Origin of the sequence: Dorea longicatena, assembly GCF_025150085.1 — a bacterium.
Classification (GTDB): Bacteria; Bacillota; Clostridia; order Lachnospirales; family Lachnospiraceae; genus Dorea_A; species Dorea_A longicatena.
On sequence record NZ_CP102280.1, the window covers coordinates 1,957,542 to 1,977,884 of the forward strand.

The window sequence follows — 20,343 nt, forward strand, 5'->3', positions numbered from 1 at the left end:
AATCCCCGCATATGCCTAGTGAAATAATTGTACTATTTCCACTGAAAAATTGCAACACCAATCAGGGCAATGGACATTCCAATAATTTTACGGATTTCCAATGGTTCTTTGTCTACTCCGAACAATCCGAGAAGTTCTATTACGTACGCTACGATCAACTGCGAGATTACAATCAGAAGCGCTGCCTTCGCCGGTCCCAGTGTCTCCATACTCTTGATCACGGTCCATGTGATCCCTGCACCGATCACTCCTCCGAGGAGTACATATTTGGGCTCTACCTTCCACAAATTCCCGATAGAATCCCGCCCGGCGATCAGCCATGCCGCTGCACACAGCAGAAATGCACTAAACTGCACCCATCCATTACTCACCCACATCCCCGTTGTCTTCGTCACCCGCGTATTAAATACTCCCTGTACACTCATAAGCGCTCCCGACAAAAGCGCAATCAAAAAACCAGTCATCTCCATACCTCCTGCTTATGCAGATAATATGTCCCATGACTGGTTTTTTATGCTGTTAATTTCAAAAAATATTACAGTACCTTCTTTAAAATCCGGATCATCTCATCCACATGCTCTTTTTCAATAATAAGAGGTGGTACAAAACGGATCACATCGTTTCCGGCTCCGATGATCAGAAGTCCTTCTTTTAAGGCCTCTTTCGTAATCTCGGATAATGGCTTTGTCACCTGTATTCCCTGCATCAGTCCTTTTCCTTTAACGGCCTTTACGCAGTCACATTCTGACTTCAGTTCTTCTAGTTTTTCTGTCAGATATGCACCGAGTTCCTGCACATGTGCCACAAGATTCTTTTTTTCAAAAATCTCGATCGTCTTACTTACAGCTGTACATGCCAGAGGATTTCCGCCGTAAGTAGTTCCGTGATCACCTGGCTCCAGTGAATACTTCGCGATCTCTTCTGTCATTGCAAACGCTCCTACCGGAATTCCGCTTCCGATTGCTTTTGCCATAGACATAATATCAGGTCTGATACCATAAGACTGCCATGTGAACATGGAACCGGTTCTTCCCATACCACACTGCACTTCGTCACAAATCATCAGAATTCCTTCTTCATCGCAAAGTTTGCGGATCCCTTTCATAAATTCCTCTGTAGCCAGATTGATGCCGCCTTCTCCTTGAAGCGGCTCCAGGATAATCGCACATGTTTTGTCTGTTACCAGTGCTTTTACACTGTCCAGATCATTATATTCTGCAAATGACACTCCCGGTACAAGTGGCTCAAACGGTGCACGATATGGATCATGACCTGTTACCGATAACGCTCCAAAGCTTCTTCCATGAAAAGATTCCTTCATAGCAATGAATTCATAACGGCCGGTTCCTTTTTTGTATGCATATTTTCTTGCCGCTTTTAAAGTTCCTTCTACCGCTTCTCCGCCACTGTTGGTAAAGAAAATCCGATCCATTCCGGTAATACGTTTCAGATCTTCTGCTGCTTTTCCACATACAGTATTGTAATACAAATTAGATGTGTGAAAAAGCTTGTCAATCTGTGCTTTTAATGCTTCATTCAACTCCTGATTGCCGTATCCCAACGAAGACACCGCATATCCGGCTGCAAAATCCAGATATTTCTTTCCTTCTGTATCATACAGATATGCACCTTCACCGTGATCTAACACAACCGGAAACTGGTTATAAGTATGTAACAAAGCTTCGTTTGTTTCTTTCATATATTCATTCATATATTCATTCATAGCCTATTCTCCGTGATAATATCTTTCTTCTACATCATTTTTGATTGCTGTTCCGATTCCCTTATTCGTAAAGATTTCAAGAAGCAGGCAGTGTGGAATTCTTCCATCCAGAATATGTACTCTGGATACACCGTTTTCGATTGCATCAATACAGTTCTGGATCTTCGGAAGCATACCTCCACCGATATATCCTTCCTCCATCAGCTTCTTCCCTTCGGAAACATTTAACTCTGAAATCAATGTAGACGGGTCATTCGGATCTTTGTATACACCTTCAATATCTGTTAAGAATGCAAGTTTCTCTGCATTGATTGCTTTCGCGATTGCACATGCCGCATCATCCGCATTAATGTTATAAGTATTGTATTCATCATCCAGACCGATCGGTGCAATAATCGGAAGGAAATCTTTTTCCAGAAGATCATAGATGATATCCGCATTCACTTCTTTGACATCGCCGACAAATCCGATATCTTCACCGTCTGCCAGTTTCTTATCCACTTTCAGAAGGCCGCCGTCTTTTCCACTGATACCAATGGCTCTTACACCGAGCTGTTCCACTAACTGAACAAGACTTTTGTTAACTTTACCAAGAACCATCTCTGCGAGTTCCATTGTCTCTGCATCCGTCACACGAAGTCCATTGATAAAATGTGGTTCCATGCCGACTTTTCCAACCCATTTGCTGATCTCCTTGCCACCGCCATGAACGATGATCGGTTTGAATCCAACTAATTTGAGAAGGGTTACATCCTGAATGACTCTTGCTTTTAACTCTTCGTCTACCATAGCACTTCCACCATATTTTACTACAATAACCTTACGGTTAAATCTCTGGATATATGGAAGGGCTTCAATCAGTACTTCTGCTTTGTCCAGGTATTTCTGCATTGCTTTTTCCATCTTTTGATCTCCTGTCTTTTCATTTCTGTCTGTTTGCTGCATCTGTATACTTTAATCTTTGCATTCTGAATTAGCTTCTGTAATCTGCATTAATCTCAATATATCCGTGAGTCAGGTCACATCCCCATGCTGTTGCTGTCTTATCTCCCATCTTCACATCTGCAATTGCTGTAACTTCCGGCTCAGACAGAATTTTAGTTGCCTCTGCTTCGCTGTAATCTACAGCCGTACCATTTTCAATGATCTGGATCTTTCCGGCTTTACTCTCAAAGAACAGGTCAACTTTTTCAGGATCGAACTGTGCTCCGGAATATCCCATTGCGCAGAGAATTCTTCCCCAGTTTGCATCATGTCCTGCAATCGCTGTCTTTGTAAGATTAGAGCATACGATAGATTTTGCAAGTGTCTTTGCCTGTTCTACGCTCTCACAGCCAACTGCCTTGACTTCGAATAATGCGGTTGCACCCTCTCCGTCTCCTGCAATCTTCTTTGCAAGATATTCGTTGATCGTATGTAATGCTTCTGCAAAATTTTTATAATCTTCTGTTCCATATGTGATCTCCGGGTTCTCTGCCAGACCATTTGCCAGCAATACAACGGAATCATTCGTAGAAGTATCTCCGTCTACAGAAATCATGTTGTAGGTATCTCCGACATCTTCGCTTAATGCTTTCTGAAGTGCATCCTTTGTGATCACTGCATCTGTTGTAATAAATGCAAGCATCGTACACATATTCGGATGGATCATTCCGGATCCTTTTGCCATACCTCCGATAGTTACTGTCTTGCCGCCGACTTCGATTGTAACGGCCAGTTCCTTCGGAAATGTATCGGTTGTCATAATTGCTTTAGCTGCTTCTGTTCCATTTTCAAGTGTATCATTCTTCTTTCCTGCCAGCGCTTCGATTCCAGCTGTCAGTTTGTCGATCGGAATCTGTTTTCCGATAACTCCGGTAGAACCGATGAGAACACCGTCTGCGGAAATGTTCAGTGCTTTCGCTGCTGCATCTGCTGTATCTTTACAGTATCCAAATCCTTCTGCTCCGGTGCAGGCATTAGCGATTCCTGAGTTTACAACGACTGCCTGTGCTTTTGCCCCGCTTTTTACAACCTGCTGATCCCATTTGACCGGTGCTGCTTTTACAACATTTGTTGTAAATGTTCCTGCTGCCACGCATGGAACCTGGCTGTATACCAGTGCCATATCCGTTCTGTCTTTATACTTAATTCCTGCTGCTGTACTTGCTGCTTCAAATCCTTTTGCTGCGGTTACTCCGCCTTTTACCTGTTTCATCTGTTCTTCCACCTTTCTTAATTCTCTCATTTTATATTACCGGCTGTTCATTAGTCTCAATTTTCTCGTTTTATCTGCCGGTTCTTTTATATGCTCTTTTATTTTATCTTCCTAATCTGCTTACCGGATAAACGCCGTGATATTTGCTTCATTCAATGTAAAATCATAATAATTCAGATCTTCTCTTTTTGTCCATCCGATTTCTTTCCAGAATGCATTGCCGATATCGTTCTGTGTAAATGCGATCAGAGATACTTTGTTAATGCCTTCTTTTTTCAGCGCTTCCATGGTAAATACTACCATAGCCTTCCCGATTCCCTTCATCCTGTGATTTACATCTACACACACATGATACAGACAGCCTCGTCTTCCATCATGCCCGCAGAGAATCGCTCCGACGATTTTTCCGTCTTCTTCGGCAACTACACTTGTCGTAGGATTTCTTTTTAAAAAGCGTTCTACGCCCTCTTTCGAATCATCCACACTTCGTATTCCGAATCCCTTGATGCTCATCCAAAGCGCGTGCACCTGGTCGAAATCTTCAATTGTCATTACTCTTATATTCATATGTATTATTTTTCTCCTCTGCCTGTATTTTCAGATGAACTTAGGATAATGCTCCCTTACGTTTCATCTCATCTGCATCCTTTTTCCGAAAATTTATGGGAACATTGGCACCAGTTCCAGACCTTCTGTCTCCGGAAGTCCGAACATCAGGTTCATATTCTGTACTGCCTGTCCTGCCGCACCTTTTACCAGGTTGTCAATGGCTCCCATCATGATGATACGGTTGGTTCTTGGATCGATCTTGAAATTGATGTCTACATAATTACTTCCTTCTACCCATTTTGTCTCCGGGCATACATCCTTTTCCAGAACACGGACGAATTTCTCATCTTTATAATATTTATCATAGATTGCTTTGACTTCTTCGTAGGTCACATCTTTTTTCAATGTTGCATATTCCGTCGCCAGAATTCCTCTGTTCATCGGAACCAGATGTGGCGTGAAGTTGATCAGCACTTTCTCTCCTGATGCATATCCGAGTTGTTCCTCGATCTCAGGTGTATGTCTGTGGCTTGCAACACCGTACGCTTTCATATTCTCATTCACTTCACAGAAAAGGTTCGGCACTTTTGCACCACGTCCTGCTCCGGAAGTTCCGGACTTGGCATCCACGATCAGGGTATTCATATCAATGATTCCTTCTTTTGCCAGTGGATAAGCAGTCAGGATCGAACAGGTTGTATAGCATCCAGGATTGGCTACCAGTCTTGCTTTCTTCACATCTTCTCTGTTGATCTCGCAAAGTCCGTATACCGCTTCTTCGATATACTGTGGGCTCTTATGTTCAATTCCATACCATTTTTCATAAGTAGCAACGTCTTTGATACGAAAGTCTGCACTTAAGTCGATGATCTTTGTCTCACTTAAAATCTTGTCATTCATCATCGATGCGCAGAATCCCTGTGGCGTTGCAGTAAAGATCACGTCTGCCTGCTTTGCCAGTTCTTCCATATTATCATCCAGACATTTCGCATCTACGATCTGGAACATATTCTGATATACATCTGCATATTTCTTATCTATGTAGCTTCTGGAACCGTACCATACAATCTCAGCATCTTTATGTCCGGCGAGAATTCTTACCAGTTCTCCCCCGGCATATCCAGTTGCTCCAATAATTCCAACTTTAATCATCTATATAACACCCTTTCCGATATTGAATTTTTATAAATTATCGTACGTTTTATAGTACCCCCATTTCCTGTAATTGTCTAGTTTGGTCGGATTGTTTTTTCAAAAATCCATCTATTTACTTTTGTGTGGTAAAAGAGGAACTTGCATAAGTATACATCTATAATGCATATTATGCAAGTCTTTTTTAATTATATTTCTATTTAGTTCATCATCGTGGCTTACCCAAGTCCATGAGAAACTGCCAGCGACAGATTATATAGATACACTTCCGGTCTCACAACGGTTACGGTTCAGCTGTTTAATTATTATAGCATGCGATAACGCGAGGAAGAAAAGGAAGAGAGTCCAGCTGCACGCAGCTGGACTCTCTTCCTTTTCTTCCGGCCGGGTATCAGCCGCTTAATAGATTAAATAGAAATCTCCTTCTTCTTCACCTCCGGCTCCACCAACACATTCTGATACCGGTAAATACTAAGTAATATTCCAAACATAATATAACTGATCATCATCCCACTTCCCCCGGTCGTCAGAAACAGGCAATAATTATTTGAAAGTGGAAAATATCCAAGATTTTCTAATACATATCCAATGAACTGAATAAGCAGGACCACCACACATCCGGTTCCCATGATCATGCCGAGTTGATTTTTCTGGTGTCCTGTCTTTTGCAGGAACCATATCAGAATGCCTCCTACAATAGCAATTATCAGAACCGCTGCAAATATTCCATAATAATGTATAATAAAGGTCAGCATATAATCTCTGTTAAAGAACTTTATTTTTTCACAATCTCCACGTCCGGCAAGATGTGCTCCGGAGATCATATTTCTTATCATTCCCCCTAAGGTTCCGTCATTGCTTTCTGGATGGATAAAAGCGGATAGTCTTGCCATCTGATAATTTGCTACATAGTCCAGTTTTACGAACAACCTAATTCCTGCTGCCGGAAGCAGAATTACCAGACTCCACAGTGTAATCAATGTTCTTTTTCTATTCACCTCAAACCATTCTTTCCAAACTGCAATTGATAACAGAATCATAAATGTAACTTCTACGCTGATTGCCATGGACAGATTCGGAATGCGTAAGATGATCCACACCGGCAGTATCTGCCACAGCATTGCCTTTACAACACCGAAATAACCAGATTTTTTTCTTCGCATGCTATACAATGTTGCCGCATATGCAGGAACAATCAGATATAAAAATGGACGCAGCGGTAATACCCGGCCAAATAAAAACAGGATCCCGTAAGCAGCTCCATTGATATATACTGCACCCATGAACAGGCTCAGTCCCATAACCACGATCCAGCCTCCGGTTAACAACTTGCCATACTTTCCTATTCTGCTGTAATCAAAATAACAGATTCCTATCATACAAGCCAGACCAATGATCGTCCACATAACACTTTTCAGATAGTTGATATTACCACCAATTCCCGATGCGATCCATTCTACATCTCCCGGATTATTTCCTGCATCTGCCAGGATGCTTGTTCTTATGAGATACATTAGTACAATTCCTGCCAGATTCAAAATCGCAATCAGTCCGATCATCTTCCAGGCCATCTTCGGTCGATGGATACGGTCCATTTCAACACCAACCTCTACCGGATCACCCATTTCCAGAACTGCCGCTTCTTCTGCTTCTTCGGCATTCATTCCTGCTTTCATATAATCACTTTTCTGATCTTCGATGTGTCCTTCCAGTTCTTTTGTTACCAGCGGAAGTGCCCGCTTACACCGGATCTGTTCTGTTACCGTCTGTATATATTTCTTTTTATCCAAAGCACACACCACCCATCACATCCAGAACCGCTTTTGAATACTCTTTCCATTCTTCTGACTTCTTTTTTAATTCTTTTTTTCCGGATCTTGTAATATGATAATATTTTCGGATCTTTCCGACTGCTTCTTTCTCATAAGACTCTACGAATCCTTTTTCTTCCAGACCATGCAAAAGCGGATACAAAGTTCCTGCTTTTAACTCAAATACATTCTTTGATTTTCCCCGGATGGTATCGATCATTTCATATCCGTACATGTCCTTTTCTTCTAATAATTTTAATACCAGCATCGTAGTACTTCCTGATACCAGACTTTTGTCTACTGCCATCTTCTCTTACCTCCTTTTTATAATCCAGTATGTAGATTATCTATATACTATATCGTTCGCCTATATATTATATCGGTAATCTACACAAGTCAAGATTTTTATTATTTTTTTACAAATTTCCTTACGAATGCATTGCAATACAGAGAACTTGCCACCGGCAACTTCTCTTGCATACTTTGGTACAAAAAAATTCCGTGTCCTACTCAGCTATCAACTGAATAAAACACAGAATTTCTTATACTATTCTTACTTTATACTGTTTTTTCTGTCAGCTCTTGCCGTCCTTCCGTTTCGGATGTCAGCCAGTTCACAACCGAACTTGTTCTAAGCTTCTTCAATAATATGTCTTGCTACATACACCCCACTTGCAGATGCATGCGAAAGTGAATGTGTCACACCACTTCCATCTCCGATCACATACAGTCCTTTATGACAACTTTCCAGATTTTCATCAATATCTACTTCCATGTTGTAGAATTTAACCTCCACACCATACAGAAGTGTATCATCATTAGCTGTTCCCGGTGCAACTTTATCCAGCGCATAGATCATCTCAACAATACCATCCAGGATTCGTTTTGGAAGTACAAGACTTAAATCTCCCGGTGTTGCTGATAAAGTCGGTGTTACCAGGCCCTCTTCGATACGTTTCTCTGTACTTCTTCTTCCACGTACCAGATCACCAAAACGCTGTACGATAACACCTCCGCCAAGCATATTGGAAAGTCTTGCGATACTTTCTCCATATCCGTTACTGTCTTTGAACGGCTCTGAGAAATGCTTTGCAACCAGAAGGGCAAAGTTTGTATTATCAGTCTTTTTCTCGTTTCCTTCATAGCTGTGTCCATTTACCGTGATGATTCCGTTAGTATTTTCATTTACAACAATTCCGTTTGGATTCATACAGAATGTACGTACATTATCTTCGAATTTTTCTGTTCGATATACGATTTTGCTTTCGTAAAGTTCATCTGTCAGATGTGAGAATATAACAGCCGGAAGCTCTACTCGAACACCGATATCTACACGGTTGGATTTTGTAGGGATTTCCAGATCCTTACATACCTTTTCCATCCATTTACTTCCGCTTCGTCCTACAGATACAATACATTTTTCACATTCATAACTGCCTTTTTCACATACAACTTTGTAGCCATTTTCAATCTTTTCAATTGTGTCTACCGGTGTATCAAAATAGAAATCCATATGGTCTTTCATCTGATTATACAGATTCTGAAGTACCACATAGTTGATATCTGTTCCAAGATGACGAACCGATGCATCCAGAAGATTTAACTTATTCTGCAGACAGAGTTTTTTGAATTTGGTTCCTGCCGTAGAATAGAGCTTTGTTCCTTCTCCACCGTTCTCCATGTTGATCTCATCCACATATTTCATCAGTTCTACTGCCTGTTTCTTTCCGATATACTCGAACAAAGTTCCACCGAAGTCATTCGTAATGTTGTATTTTCCATCCGAAAATGCTCCGGCTCCTCCAAATCCGCACATGATCGAGCAGCGCTTACAATTGATACAGCTCTTGATCTTATCTCCGTCAATTGGACATTTTCTCTTTTCAAGCGGATAGCCTTCTTCAAATACAGCAATCTTACATTCCGGTTTCTTTTTCATCAGCTCATATGCCGCAAAGATTCCTCCGGGACCTGCTCCAATAATAATTACATCATAATTCATACGTATCTTTCTCCTTTTATATATAAAAATATTATTTCGAAATTTTTTCTTGCGCTGATATTTTCTTAATTTATTTTTTGCGCAAATTGCCGGATATATTCTACGTTGTCGTCATGGATTCGTCAAGCATTTTTCGCAAGATCTTTCATCATTTCTTAATTATGTTTTCTAATCGAATTATGTAAACTTATCTAATCCCCTTTTAATTTTCCATTTATATATTCAAATATTCATCCATCATACACTTTCCCTTTATTTTATGCATATTTTTGCATATTTTTTAATTATTTTCACTTTTTTATCATTTTTTCTTGCATAATTATAAAATCAGGTGTATAGTATTCCTTGCAGTCAAAAATGTTCTTTATAAAAGAAAGACTTGACTTTTAAGACTGCATACGAGAAGATTATTTTAAAGCGATTGATAAAACTATATTTCATGTAGGAGGATATATAAGATGAAAGAAAAAGTTGTATTAGCGTACTCAGGTGGTCTTGACACCACAGCAATTATCCCATGGCTGAAGGAAACATTTAACTATGATGTTATCTGCTGCTGTATCGACTGCGGACAGGGCGAAGAACTGGATGGACTGGAAGAAAGAGCCAAACTTTCCGGTGCAGCCAAATTATATATTGAAGATATCGTAGATGATTTTGCCGACAATTACATCGTACCTTGCGTTCAGGCACATGCCGTATACGAAGATGAATATCTTCTGGGAACTTCTATGGCTCGTCCTGCAATTGCAAAACGTCTGGTAGAGATTGCACGTAAAGAAAATGCTGTTGCAATCTGCCACGGTGCTACCGGTAAAGGTAACGACCAGATCCGTTTTGAACTTGGTATCACAGCACTTGCTCCGGATATCAAGATCATCGCTCCTTGGAGAATGACAGATCTCTGGACTATGCAGTCACGTGAAGACGAGATTGATTACTGTAAAGCACACGGAATCGACCTTCCATTCGATGCAAAACACAGCTACAGCCGTGACCGTAACTTATGGCATATCAGCCACGAAGGTCTGGAACTTGAGGATCCTTCCAACGAGCCAAACTACGATGACCTTCTTGTAATGTCAACAACTCCGGAAAAAGCTCCGGACAAAGCCGAATATGTCACAATGACATTTGAAAAGGGTATTCCAAAGAGTATCAACGGCGAAGAGATGAAGGTATCTGATATCATCCGCAAATTGAATGAACTTGGCGGAAAACATGGTATCGGTATCATTGACATTGTTGAAAACCGTGTTGTTGGTATGAAATCACGTGGTGTATATGAGACACCTGGTGGAACAATCCTGTATGCTGCACACCAGCAGTTAGAGGAACTGATCCTTGACCGTGCTACAGCAGAAGTAAAGAAAGAAATGTCTGACAAGCTTGCTCAGCTCGTATACGAAGGAAAATGGTTCACTCCGCTTCGTGAGGCAATCCAGGCTTTCGTTGAAAGCACACAGGAATATGTAACTGGTGAAGTCAAATTCAAACTTTACAAAGGAACCATCACAAAAGCAGGAACAACTTCTCCATATTCTCTGTACAGTGAATCACTTGCAAGCTTTACAACAGGTGATCTCTATGATCATCATGATGCAAGCGGATTCATCAACCTGTTCGGACTTCCTCTGAAAGTTCGTGCAATGAAGCTGCAGAATGTAAATAAAAATCAAAAATAAATACATACTATGCGATTGAATAAAGCAGGGGCTGATAACCGTCCCTGCTTTATATTTAAATACTTTTCAAAACTCTCATCGCATTCCGATACCAGATCTTATCAAGCTGTGACTCCTTTACTCCTTTTTGCTTCAATATTTCCCACAGCTTCTCCATCTCATCCGGATGTCCAATTTCCATTACTTCCATCTCCCCGAAACCGTCAAAATCAGTTCCAATTGCCGGGAAATCACTGCCCCCTTTATTTAACATATGTAATATATGAGCTGTCATATCCTCAATCCTGGATTCTTTCTCTCTTCCAAGGAACGGACCATACAGATTAAGTCCCGCAATACCACCTGCATCTGCAAGCTGCCAGATCATCTCATCTGTCAGATTTCTCGGATGCTTTGCAATCTCCCTGCAATTAGAATGAGACGCAATCACCGTTCCTTTTGCGATTGCCATTATATCCCGGAATGTTCCATCCGATGCATGGGATACATCTATGATCATTCCCAGTTCTCCCATTCTTTCTATCACTTCTTTTCCAAAAGGTTTTAACCCCTTCCACATTACAGATTTCTTTCTGCTGTTTGGATATCCGATGCAGTTTTCATAATTCCATACCGGTGTCATAAGCCTGATCCCATGTTGATACAGCTCTTCCAGCCGCTCCATATGACCGTTTAAAATTCCCCCTTCTTCCACAGTCATAATCGCAGAGATCCGTCCTGCGAAATCATTCCTGTCTACATCATTCCACGAATATGCCAGTGCCAGATCTTCACTGTACCTCTCCTGCTGCTGCCTTAAATATCGCACCATATCCTGTACATGAACGAATGCCGCATCATATCCTCCTTTCTTCTTATAATCAGCCGCCTTCGTAAAACAGGCAAAAAGCTGCACGACGGTTCCCGCTTTTTTCATAGATGGAATATTGATATGGCAATCATTCTTCATCAAATCTCCCTGGCCATCCAAATCGATCAATTTCCACAAAGTATCACAGTGCATATCAATCATTCTCATGTTGTTTTTATCCCCTTTTGTTTATTCGTTTTATTACACAAATCACATTATGTAAATCATCTGTTATCAGTATACGACATTTTCCATAGTTTTTGTCGCTTTAACTGATAGTTTTTTCTATACATTTCCATATATATAATCTGCGTCTATTGCACATACTGTATATGTCATATCTACAGAACTTGCCGCTCGCAGCTTCTTTCAAACGCCCGGCGCTGCAAAGAACCTGCCACTGACAGTTCTTCACAGATATATAATAATAAAAAGGAGGAACGTGTACTATGTCAGAAATTTCAATACTTGATCTTCAGAACCTGCGTCATTTAATTGGCGGATTTGAAACCAGCCAGTGCAAAATGCAGGACTATGCCTCAGAAGCCAAAGATCCTGAAATCCGCAAGCTGTTTCAGGATGCTGCAGACAGTGCTATGAAGAACCGACAGGATCTGATGAAATTTTTATAGGAGGAACTATCTATGCTGGATGAAAAAACGATGGTAAGCGATGCCCTTGCCGGTGTCAACGGAGAACTTGTACGTTACGGAGAAATGATTTCCCAGACGGAAAACAAAGAATTGAAGCAGAAACTGAAACAAATACGTAATGACTGTGAAATGTCCCAGGAAAAACTTTATCAGATTGCCCGCGAAAAAAGTTATTATGTTCCTGCCGCCAAAGCTACCGATCAGGAAATCTCACATGTAAAAAACATTCTTGCCGGAATTTCCACACATTAGTATCGAACGCACGCAATACAGAGAACTTGCCACTGGCAACTTCTCTTGCATACTTTGGTATCTAAAATGCACGCCGGGACATTTCTTTTGTTCCGGCATGCAACATTTTGTTGCGTTTCTTTTTATTCGTTTATTATACTATACTTTTCTTACCGCGAGTGATATAATTTAATTACTTTAAATATTCATCGGATTTTGTAAGAAAACTGTCAAGTGGCAGCTTTTCCTACATAGCATTTCTTAAAACGATTCATGCCTCTCCTTTCTTATTTTACTTATATATTTTACGTAAGAATGGCTACACAATAATAATATTTCATTATTTTACACCCTCTATATACGTAAAATAACAAAAGGCAGCGCATCAAATGAATCCCCTTCCGCATATGTCAATGCACACAACAAAAGGCGCACCCGATATTCTTCGGGCAGCGCCTTATTTCTTTTAGCATGGACTTCTCTATCTGTAAATATCCTTATGCACTTCTCTCAAATTGTGAATTATACAGTTCTGCATAGAATCCATTTTGTGCTAATAATTCCTCATGATTTCCCTGCTCTACAATATCCCCGTCTTTCATAACAAGGATCACATCCGCATCACGAATCGTAGACAGCCGGTGTGCAATTACGAAACTTGTTCTTCCTTTCATCAGCTGATCCATCGCCTTCTGGATCTGGATCTCGGTTCTTGTATCTACCGAACTTGTCGCCTCATCAAGAATCAGAATCTTCGGATCTGCCAGCATGGCTCTTGCGATCGTCAGGAGCTGTTTCTGTCCCTGTGATACGTTACTTGCTTCTTCATTTAACTCCATCTGATAACCACCCGGAAGCGTCTTTATAAAGCGGTGTGCACGTGCTGCCTTTGCGGCCTCCACAACCTCTTCATGCGTTGCATCCAGTCGTCCATAACGGATATTATCTTCGATGCTTCCCTTGAACAGCCAGGTGTCCTGTAATACCATTCCGAACATTTTTCTTAAGTCATCACGGTTAAAGTCGCGGACATCATGTCCATCTACTTTGATCGAACCACTTCCAACATCATAGAAACGCATTAATAATTTGATCATCGTCGTCTTTCCGGCACCGGTCGGTCCTACGATTGCAACCTTCTGTCCTGGTTTTACATCCACACTGAAGTCATTGATGATTGTGTGATCCGGATTATATCCGAAATGTACATGGTCGAAGCTTACGCTTCCTTCCAGTTTATCGATACATACCGGATTCTCTACCGTCTGGTCTTCTTCCTTCTCCTCAAGGAATTCAAACACACGCTCGGAAGCTGCCGCTGTAGACTGTAACATATTGGCCACCTGTGCAACCTGCTGGATCGGCATCGTAAAACTTCTTACGTACTGAATAAATGACTGGATATCTCCAACCTGGATCGTACCTTTCATCGCAAGGTAACCGCCGAGGATAACCTCACCGACATATCCGAGATTTCCGACGAACTGCATGATCGGCATCATCATTCCTGACAGGAACTGCGATTTCCATGCCGATGTATACAGAATATCATTGTCACGCTTGAATGTTGCAATTACATCCTCTTCTTTATTAAACGCTTTGATGATATTATGACCGCCATAGATTTCTTCCACCTGTCCGTTTACATGACCCAGATATTCCTGCTGACTCATGAAATATTTCTGTGAACGTTTCACGATCACTGAGATCAGTCCCATTGAAACCGGAAGGATCAGGAGTGCTACTACGGTCATCAGCGGGCTGATACTGAGCATCATGATCAATACACCGATGATCGTTGTCGTCGATGTGATCACCTGCGTCGCACTCTGGTTCAGACTCTGACTTAAGGTATCTACATCATTGGTAATACGCGATAATACTTCACCATGTGTCTGCTTATCAAAATAGTTCATCGGCAGACGGTTGATCTTCTCAGAGATTTCTTTTCTCAGACGGTACGTCAGCTTCTGTGACACACCCGTCATAATGTACCCCTGTACAAAGGAGAATACCGCACTTGTCAGATACAGGCATAACAGCGTCAGTACGATATGCGCGATCTTGTCAAAATCTATTCCGGATCCTCCAGATACTTTTCTGACCAGTCCTTTAAATATCTCAGTCGTTGCCTTTCCAAGAATCTTCGGTCCTACAATATTGAATATCGTACTTCCGATAGCAAATACGATTACAAAGAATATTCCAATCTTATATGCGCTCAAATATGCCATCAGCTTTTTCATTGTGCCTTTAAAATCTTTTGCCTTTTCATTTGACATCTGTGGTCCACGTCCTCTACCTCTTGGCATATTATTCCACCTCCTTAAGATCTTCTTCTAATTCTTTTTCTGATAACTGTGAAGAAGCAATCTGATAATATGCTTCGCAGTTCTTCAGTAATTCTTTATGTGTACCCTTTCCGACGATCTGACCATCTTCCAGTACAATGATCTGATCTGCATGAAGGATCGTACTGATCCTCTGCGCAACGATCATAACAGTACTTTCCGCTGTCTTCTCCTTCAGCTCTGCACGGAGTGTTGCATCTGTCTTATAATCCAGTGCCGAAAAACTATCATCGAATATATATACATCCGGATGTTTTGCAATTGCTCTTGCAATCGAAAGTCTCTGCTTCTGACCACCGGATACATTGGCTCCTCCCTGTGAGATCGGGCTCTTATATTTTTTCTTCTTCTGATCAATAAATTCTGTTGCCTGTGCGATTGTTGCTGCTTCAATCATCTCAGCTTCACTTCCATCCGGGTTGCCATATAAAATATTCGAAGCAATATCACCGGAGAACAGTACAGCTTTCTGCGGTACATATCCCAGTTTTTCACGCAGTTCATGCTGTGATACATCTCTGACATCTTTTCCGTCGATCGTGATCTTACCATCTGTAACATCATAAAATCTCGGGATCAGGTTTACCAGCGTAGACTTACCACATCCGGTACTTCCGATAAATGCCGTGGTCTTTCCCGGCTCTGCCGTAAAGGAAATATCATGCAGTACATCTTCTTCTGCTCCCGGATAACGGAAGGATACATGATCGAATACGACCTTTCCTTTTCCTTCTTCCGGAATACGTAACGGCTGCTTCGGATCATGGATCATTGTCTCACTTGTCAGTACTTCATCAATACGGCTTGCAGATACTGCTGCTCTTGGAAGCATAACCGAAATCATACAGATCATTAAGAATGCCATGATGATCTGCATTGTATACTGGATAAACGCCATCATATCTCCAACCTGCATTACACCGTCGTTGATACTGTGACCGCCTACCCATACGATCAGCAGCGTAATACTGTTCATTACGAACATCATAAGCGGCATCATAAACGTCATCGCACGGTTTACGAAAAGGTTTGTCTTCGTCAGTGCTTTGTTCGCATCATCAAACCGCTCTTCCTCATGCTTTTGTGTGCCGAATGCACGGATAACCGAAAGTCCTGTTAAGATTTCACGACTGACAAGATTCAGTCTGTCGACCTGATTCTGGATCAGTTTGAACTTCGGCATAACTACAAAGAATAAAAATCCTACGATGACTACAATGATTGCAACCGCAAGTCCGATGATCCATGACATGCTGACATTCGTGTGGAAGACCTTCCAGATTCCTCCGATTGCCATAATTGGTGCATACAGAACCATTCGGAGGATCATCACAATCAACAGCTGGATCTGCTGGATATCATTCGTACTTCTTGTGATCAGTGATGCCGTAGAGAATTTGTCAAACTCTGCATTGGAAAATCCGACAACCTTACGGAATACATTCTCACGAAGTCCGCGTCCGACACCGGCTCCGACACGAGATGCTAATAGTCCGACCATAATACTTGCCGCCATTCCAAGGAATGCAAGTGCCAGCATCTTGGCCCCTGTGTGTAAGATATAACTGGTTTCGATCTGATCGGTATCGATTCCTACATGTGTGTAAGCATCTTTGATATAGGTGGAGGCTGCCTGTTCAATGATTGAATCCTGCATGGAATTCATCTTTTTATTCATCTGTTTGATCAGCGCGTCTCTGCCTTCTGCTCCCATGAAGTTCAACATATCATAGATATCCATCTTGTCAAAATCCGGAACTTCTGACATCTGCGCTGCTGCCTTCTTTTGTGCTTCCTGCATCTGAGTCTGTACCTGTTGTGCCGCTGCCTGCATCTTGGCCTGCACCTGGGCCTTCGCCTCCGGTGTCTGGGCCGCCGCCAGTGCATCTGCAAACTGTACATTAATCTTATCTTCTGCCTCTTTCTGTGCTTTTTCCATCTGCGCCTTGGCCTCAGCCTGTTTTGCTTCAACCTGTTTCTTCATATTTGTACGCATCTGGTCTTCGATTCTTTGTGTCATGTCACTGCCGGAGTCAAATCCTGCCGCCAGAAGCATCGGCTTTCCGAGGATATCGGAGAGCTTCTCCATCTTTTTATCATCTTCTTTTACAGAAGATTTTAATTCCATAACGGTTCCCTTATAGTCGTATTTCTTCGTTGATTTCGTATAAGCATTCTTTACAAGCTCCTGCTTATCCGACGGAACCAGAAGTAACAAATGGTTCAGATCTTTTTTAGAAATCGTATCCGGTACGGTCTCATCGATACCACCCTGCTGGATACCGACATTCACAATATCCGAGGTATATGTCGGCAATGACAGGTCACAATATGCCTGCACGACAAGTATACAGATAATCGCTACAACCGCACCTGCATACGGTTTCAGAAATTTTAATAATTTTCCCATATCTTTTATGCCTTTCCTTTCTGTCCTATTTATATCAAAACAGTTCCTACATATGTTTCATAGAAGGATGTGTTTTTTCCATAATGGTCTGCATATCCACTCCTTTGAAATCCTTAGACTCCAGAAGATTATTCTTCATCTCTGTAAGCAGACGCTTCATCAGAAGTACCTCTTCTCTTGATATCCCCTGATAGATTATTTCTTCCATCTCTGTAAGGACACAGCGTATTCCATCTATACATTCTTCCCCTTTCGGAGCAAGCTGTATCCTTGTAATCCTCTGATCCTTCTCATCCGTCTTACGGCTTACATAACCTTTTTCTTCCATCTTGCGAAGTGCGACTGTCATAGACGGTGGAGTAATCCCAACTCTTTGTGCGAGCTGTCTCTGTGACTGTTCTCCCCAGCATTTCAGTGAAAATAATATTCCTGCCTGACTCGGCTTGATGTCCAGTTCTTCCATTCTTTTCATTCCCTGATATTTCATGAACTGCATCAATTGGAATATCGAAAAGAACATAGATGATTCCATCTCTTTGTGCATATTATTTCTCCTCTCCCAATTAATTAGATGTCTAACGATTATATTAGTCATTTTCACCAGTAATGTCAATGTTTTTATATTTATTTAATAATCATTCCGTCATTTTAACAAATATTTAATTAGTTATATAACTAAAAAAGAATCTCCGGAACAACTTTTGTCCCTGAAGATTCTTCTGCCCTTTGATTATAACTTTTCTGAATCAAGTACAATGGTAAACGGACCGTCATTTACAAGACTTACTTTCATATCTGCGCCAAATTTTCCCCGTTCAACTACCGTTACTTGTTCCTTACACCTACTGATGATATATTCATACATCTTCTCCGCCATATCCGGTTTCCCTGCTTCTATAAAACTTGGCCGGTTTCCCTTCTTACAGTTCGCATACAGAGTAAACTGAGAAATCAGAAGCAACTCTCCTCCTACCTGATCCAGCGAAAGATTCGTCTTTCCATTCTCATCTTCAAAAATGCGAAGTCCTAACATCTTCTTTAACATCTTATCTGCTGTGTCTTTTGTATCCGAATCCGCAACTCCAATCAGGACCATGAATCCTTTCCCGATCTTGCCTATCACTTCACCATCTACTTTTACACTACTTTCTGTTACTCTTTGAATTACAAAACGCATCTGATTTTCTCCCTTTTATCTCTTTTTCTTTTCAGGAACCTGTGCCAGGATAATTGCAGCAAACATCAATATACATCCCGACATTTCCCTTATTGACAGTCTTTCTCCCAGCACAATCCAGCCGGCCAGTACAGAAAAACACGATTCCAGACTTAAAAGCAGTGATGCCACCGCCGGATTTACATTTTTCTGTCCCAGTATCTGTAGTGTATAAGCAACTCCACAAGATAATACCCCGGCATATAAAATTGGCATCCATGCAGTCATTACAGCTGTTATCTTTGGTGTCTCCAATGCAAACATAAATGGCACGGACAAAATTCCGCAGACAAAGAATTGTATACACGACATCTTCACACCATCTACCTTAGGTGCAAAATGATCGATCACCAGGATATGTACCGCAAATACAAGTGCGCATAAAAATACCAGAATATCTCCTTTGCCAACAGAAAACGACTCTGTAATACACAGGAAATAAAGTCCCGCAACCGCCAGCACTACTGCCAGCCATATCTTCCAGCCTATCTTTTTATGAAGAAAAACTCCCATCACCGGAACGATCACGATATAAAAAGCGGTGATAAATCCGGCCTTTCCCGCTGTCGTATATTTAATACCGATCTGCTGAAGACTGCTTGCCGCAAACAGTAACACACCACAGGCCAATCCGCCCGTGAGCAGATCCTTTTTCGTGCCTGTATCTTTCGATCTTCCATTTAATTTCTGCAAGATCCAGATACATGGCAAAAGTGCCGCTCCTCCAATCAGGCTTCTTACTCCATTAAATGTAAACGGTTCCAGATAATCCATCCCCACACTCTGTGCTACAAATGCTGTTCCCCAGATAAAAGCTGTAAGAAGCAGCATTAAACCATTCTTAATCCTCATATCATTCACACTCTCCATATATACATGTCCTAAATATATTTACATGAATTCTTTCCTTCACTATTTTTTATACTGCTGTTTATTATACGATACATTCCGGTGATTTGCAAAGAATCTGTTTTACTTTTTATAATGATATTAATACCAGAATCCCACTTGACTTTTGTATCAAACAACGGGATACTAATAGATAAGAAAAGGAGGACTTCACTATGTTATCAGAACGAATCTTAAAGCTTCCGGGCTTTCTTTATCAGATCGGGAACAATTATTATTATCTTGGAAAATGGATCTGCAAGGAATGCACCGACCAGGCTGCCACTGATTGTGTCACCATGTATCAGATGTGCCGCGCCGGAAAAGAAGAACCTGAAACAAATACTTATTTTCAAAAGCTCCGTGCTTACAGTGATTTCGCATTAGAAGTACCGTATAATCCTTCTAAAATTGCTGCAGATATGAAAGCGATTTTGGAATCTCTTTCTGATGAACAGCTTCACAATCTCACGGAACAGATTGATCATCTTGAAGAAGATATTACCCGTTATTGCGGCTAAATTCTTCTTTTCAACCGACTGCCTGTGTTCTTTTTTGCAATATAGTGGTACAAAAATAAGAGGAGCATTTCCATACACACGGAAACGCTCCTCTTATTTTTGTT

At 41.2% G+C, this 20,343-nt stretch carries 19 protein-coding genes; 4 read left to right on the top strand and 15 right to left on the bottom strand.

The window, feature by feature from the left end; translation table 11 throughout:
- Positions 1 to 32 precede the first annotated feature (32 nt).
- The 9 genes from NQ508_RS09330 to NQ508_RS09370 all read right to left on the bottom strand — a co-directional run bounded on the left by NQ508_RS09330 (position 33) and on the right by NQ508_RS09370 (position 9,434).
- Positions 33 to 464: a DMT family transporter gene (locus tag NQ508_RS09330; protein ID WP_044920779.1), complete on the bottom strand. Its 432-nt coding sequence runs from the start codon at positions 462 to 464 to the stop codon at positions 33 to 35.
- Between the two features lie 71 nt (positions 465 to 535).
- Positions 536 to 1,711: an aspartate aminotransferase family protein gene (locus NQ508_RS09335; protein WP_044920820.1), complete on the bottom strand. Its 1,176-nt coding sequence runs from the start codon at positions 1,709 to 1,711 to the stop codon at positions 536 to 538.
- 15 nt (positions 1,712 to 1,726) lie between these two features.
- Positions 1,727 to 2,626 carry an acetylglutamate kinase gene (gene argB / locus NQ508_RS09340; protein WP_022415339.1) on the bottom strand — a complete coding sequence of 300 codons (900 nt, stop codon included), beginning with the start codon at positions 2,624 to 2,626 and terminating at the stop codon, positions 1,727 to 1,729.
- Between the two features lie 70 nt (positions 2,627 to 2,696).
- On the bottom strand, positions 2,697 to 3,920 hold the full coding sequence (gene argJ, locus NQ508_RS09345) for a bifunctional glutamate N-acetyltransferase/amino-acid acetyltransferase ArgJ (protein WP_022415338.1): 1,224 nt from the start codon (positions 3,918 to 3,920) through the stop codon (positions 2,697 to 2,699).
- A 120-nt stretch (positions 3,921 to 4,040) separates the two neighbouring features.
- Positions 4,041 to 4,487 carry a GNAT family N-acetyltransferase gene (locus tag NQ508_RS09350; protein ID WP_006428974.1) on the bottom strand — a complete coding sequence of 149 codons (447 nt, stop codon included), beginning with the start codon at positions 4,485 to 4,487 and terminating at the stop codon, positions 4,041 to 4,043.
- A 93-nt stretch (positions 4,488 to 4,580) separates the two neighbouring features.
- Positions 4,581 to 5,621, bottom strand: a complete 1,041-nt coding sequence (argC, locus tag NQ508_RS09355; RefSeq protein WP_006428975.1) for an N-acetyl-gamma-glutamyl-phosphate reductase — start codon at positions 5,619 to 5,621, stop codon at positions 4,581 to 4,583.
- Positions 5,622 to 6,028: 407 nt separating this feature from the next.
- Complete coding sequence (locus NQ508_RS09360) at positions 6,029 to 7,411, bottom strand: permease prefix domain 1-containing protein (protein WP_044920782.1); 1,383 nt, start codon at positions 7,409 to 7,411, stop codon at positions 6,029 to 6,031.
- Complete coding sequence (locus tag NQ508_RS09365; protein WP_006428977.1) at positions 7,404 to 7,739, bottom strand: PadR family transcriptional regulator; 336 nt, start codon at positions 7,737 to 7,739, stop codon at positions 7,404 to 7,406. The genes NQ508_RS09360 and NQ508_RS09365 overlap by 8 nt, the downstream gene beginning before the upstream one ends.
- A 324-nt stretch (positions 7,740 to 8,063) precedes the next feature.
- Entirely contained in the window at positions 8,064 to 9,434 is a 1,371-nt protein-coding gene (locus NQ508_RS09370; protein WP_006428978.1) for an NAD(P)/FAD-dependent oxidoreductase, read from the bottom strand.
- Positions 9,435 to 9,892: 458 nt separating this feature from the next.
- On the opposite strand from NQ508_RS09370, the gene NQ508_RS09375 reads away from it, so the two are divergent.
- Positions 9,893 to 11,119 (top strand): argininosuccinate synthase, encoded by a 1,227-nt coding sequence (locus tag NQ508_RS09375; RefSeq protein WP_006428979.1) that lies wholly within the window; start codon positions 9,893 to 9,895, stop codon positions 11,117 to 11,119.
- 55 nt (positions 11,120 to 11,174) lie between these two features.
- Here the strand turns inward: NQ508_RS09375 and NQ508_RS09380 are convergent, their stop codons facing one another.
- Positions 11,175 to 12,137 carry a dipeptidase gene (locus tag NQ508_RS09380; protein ID WP_006428980.1) on the bottom strand — a complete coding sequence of 321 codons (963 nt, stop codon included), beginning with the start codon at positions 12,135 to 12,137 and terminating at the stop codon, positions 11,175 to 11,177.
- 281 nt (positions 12,138 to 12,418) lie between these two features.
- Between NQ508_RS09380 and NQ508_RS09385 the strand changes: the two genes are divergently transcribed.
- Both NQ508_RS09385 and NQ508_RS09390 read left to right on the top strand, forming a co-directional pair.
- Positions 12,419 to 12,601: a hypothetical protein gene (locus NQ508_RS09385; protein ID WP_006428981.1), complete on the top strand. Its 183-nt coding sequence runs from the start codon at positions 12,419 to 12,421 to the stop codon at positions 12,599 to 12,601.
- 15 nt (positions 12,602 to 12,616) lie between these two features.
- Positions 12,617 to 12,874, top strand: coding sequence for a spore coat protein (locus NQ508_RS09390; RefSeq protein WP_044920823.1), 258 nt, complete (start codon positions 12,617 to 12,619; stop codon positions 12,872 to 12,874).
- A 476-nt stretch (positions 12,875 to 13,350) separates the two neighbouring features.
- Here NQ508_RS09390 and NQ508_RS09395 read toward each other — a convergent pair whose 3' ends face one another.
- From NQ508_RS09395 to NQ508_RS09415, 5 genes are all read right to left on the bottom strand, one after another.
- The gene (locus NQ508_RS09395; RefSeq protein ID WP_006428983.1) at positions 13,351 to 15,165 is read right to left on the bottom strand and encodes an ABC transporter ATP-binding protein; all 1,815 of its coding nucleotides are present in this window, start codon (positions 15,163 to 15,165) and stop codon (positions 13,351 to 13,353) included.
- A 1-nt stretch (position 15,166) separates the two neighbouring features.
- Positions 15,167 to 17,614, bottom strand: coding sequence for an ABC transporter ATP-binding protein (locus NQ508_RS09400; RefSeq protein ID WP_006428984.1), 2,448 nt, complete (start codon positions 17,612 to 17,614; stop codon positions 15,167 to 15,169).
- Positions 17,615 to 17,660: 46 nt separating this feature from the next.
- Complete coding sequence (locus tag NQ508_RS09405) at positions 17,661 to 18,158, bottom strand: MarR family winged helix-turn-helix transcriptional regulator (protein ID WP_237998694.1); 498 nt, start codon at positions 18,156 to 18,158, stop codon at positions 17,661 to 17,663.
- Between the two features lie 186 nt (positions 18,159 to 18,344).
- A complete protein-coding gene (gene dtd / locus NQ508_RS09410; protein ID WP_006428986.1) occupies positions 18,345 to 18,791 on the bottom strand; it encodes a D-aminoacyl-tRNA deacylase in 447 nt (148 codons plus the stop codon).
- Between the two features lie 15 nt (positions 18,792 to 18,806).
- Positions 18,807 to 19,682 carry a DMT family transporter gene (locus NQ508_RS09415; RefSeq protein ID WP_044920826.1) on the bottom strand — a complete coding sequence of 292 codons (876 nt, stop codon included), beginning with the start codon at positions 19,680 to 19,682 and terminating at the stop codon, positions 18,807 to 18,809.
- Positions 19,683 to 19,894: 212 nt separating this feature from the next.
- Between NQ508_RS09415 and NQ508_RS09420 the strand changes: the two genes are divergently transcribed.
- On the top strand, positions 19,895 to 20,239 hold the full coding sequence (locus tag NQ508_RS09420) for a hypothetical protein (protein WP_006428988.1): 345 nt from the start codon (positions 19,895 to 19,897) through the stop codon (positions 20,237 to 20,239).
- Positions 20,240 to 20,343: the final 104 nt, after the last annotated feature.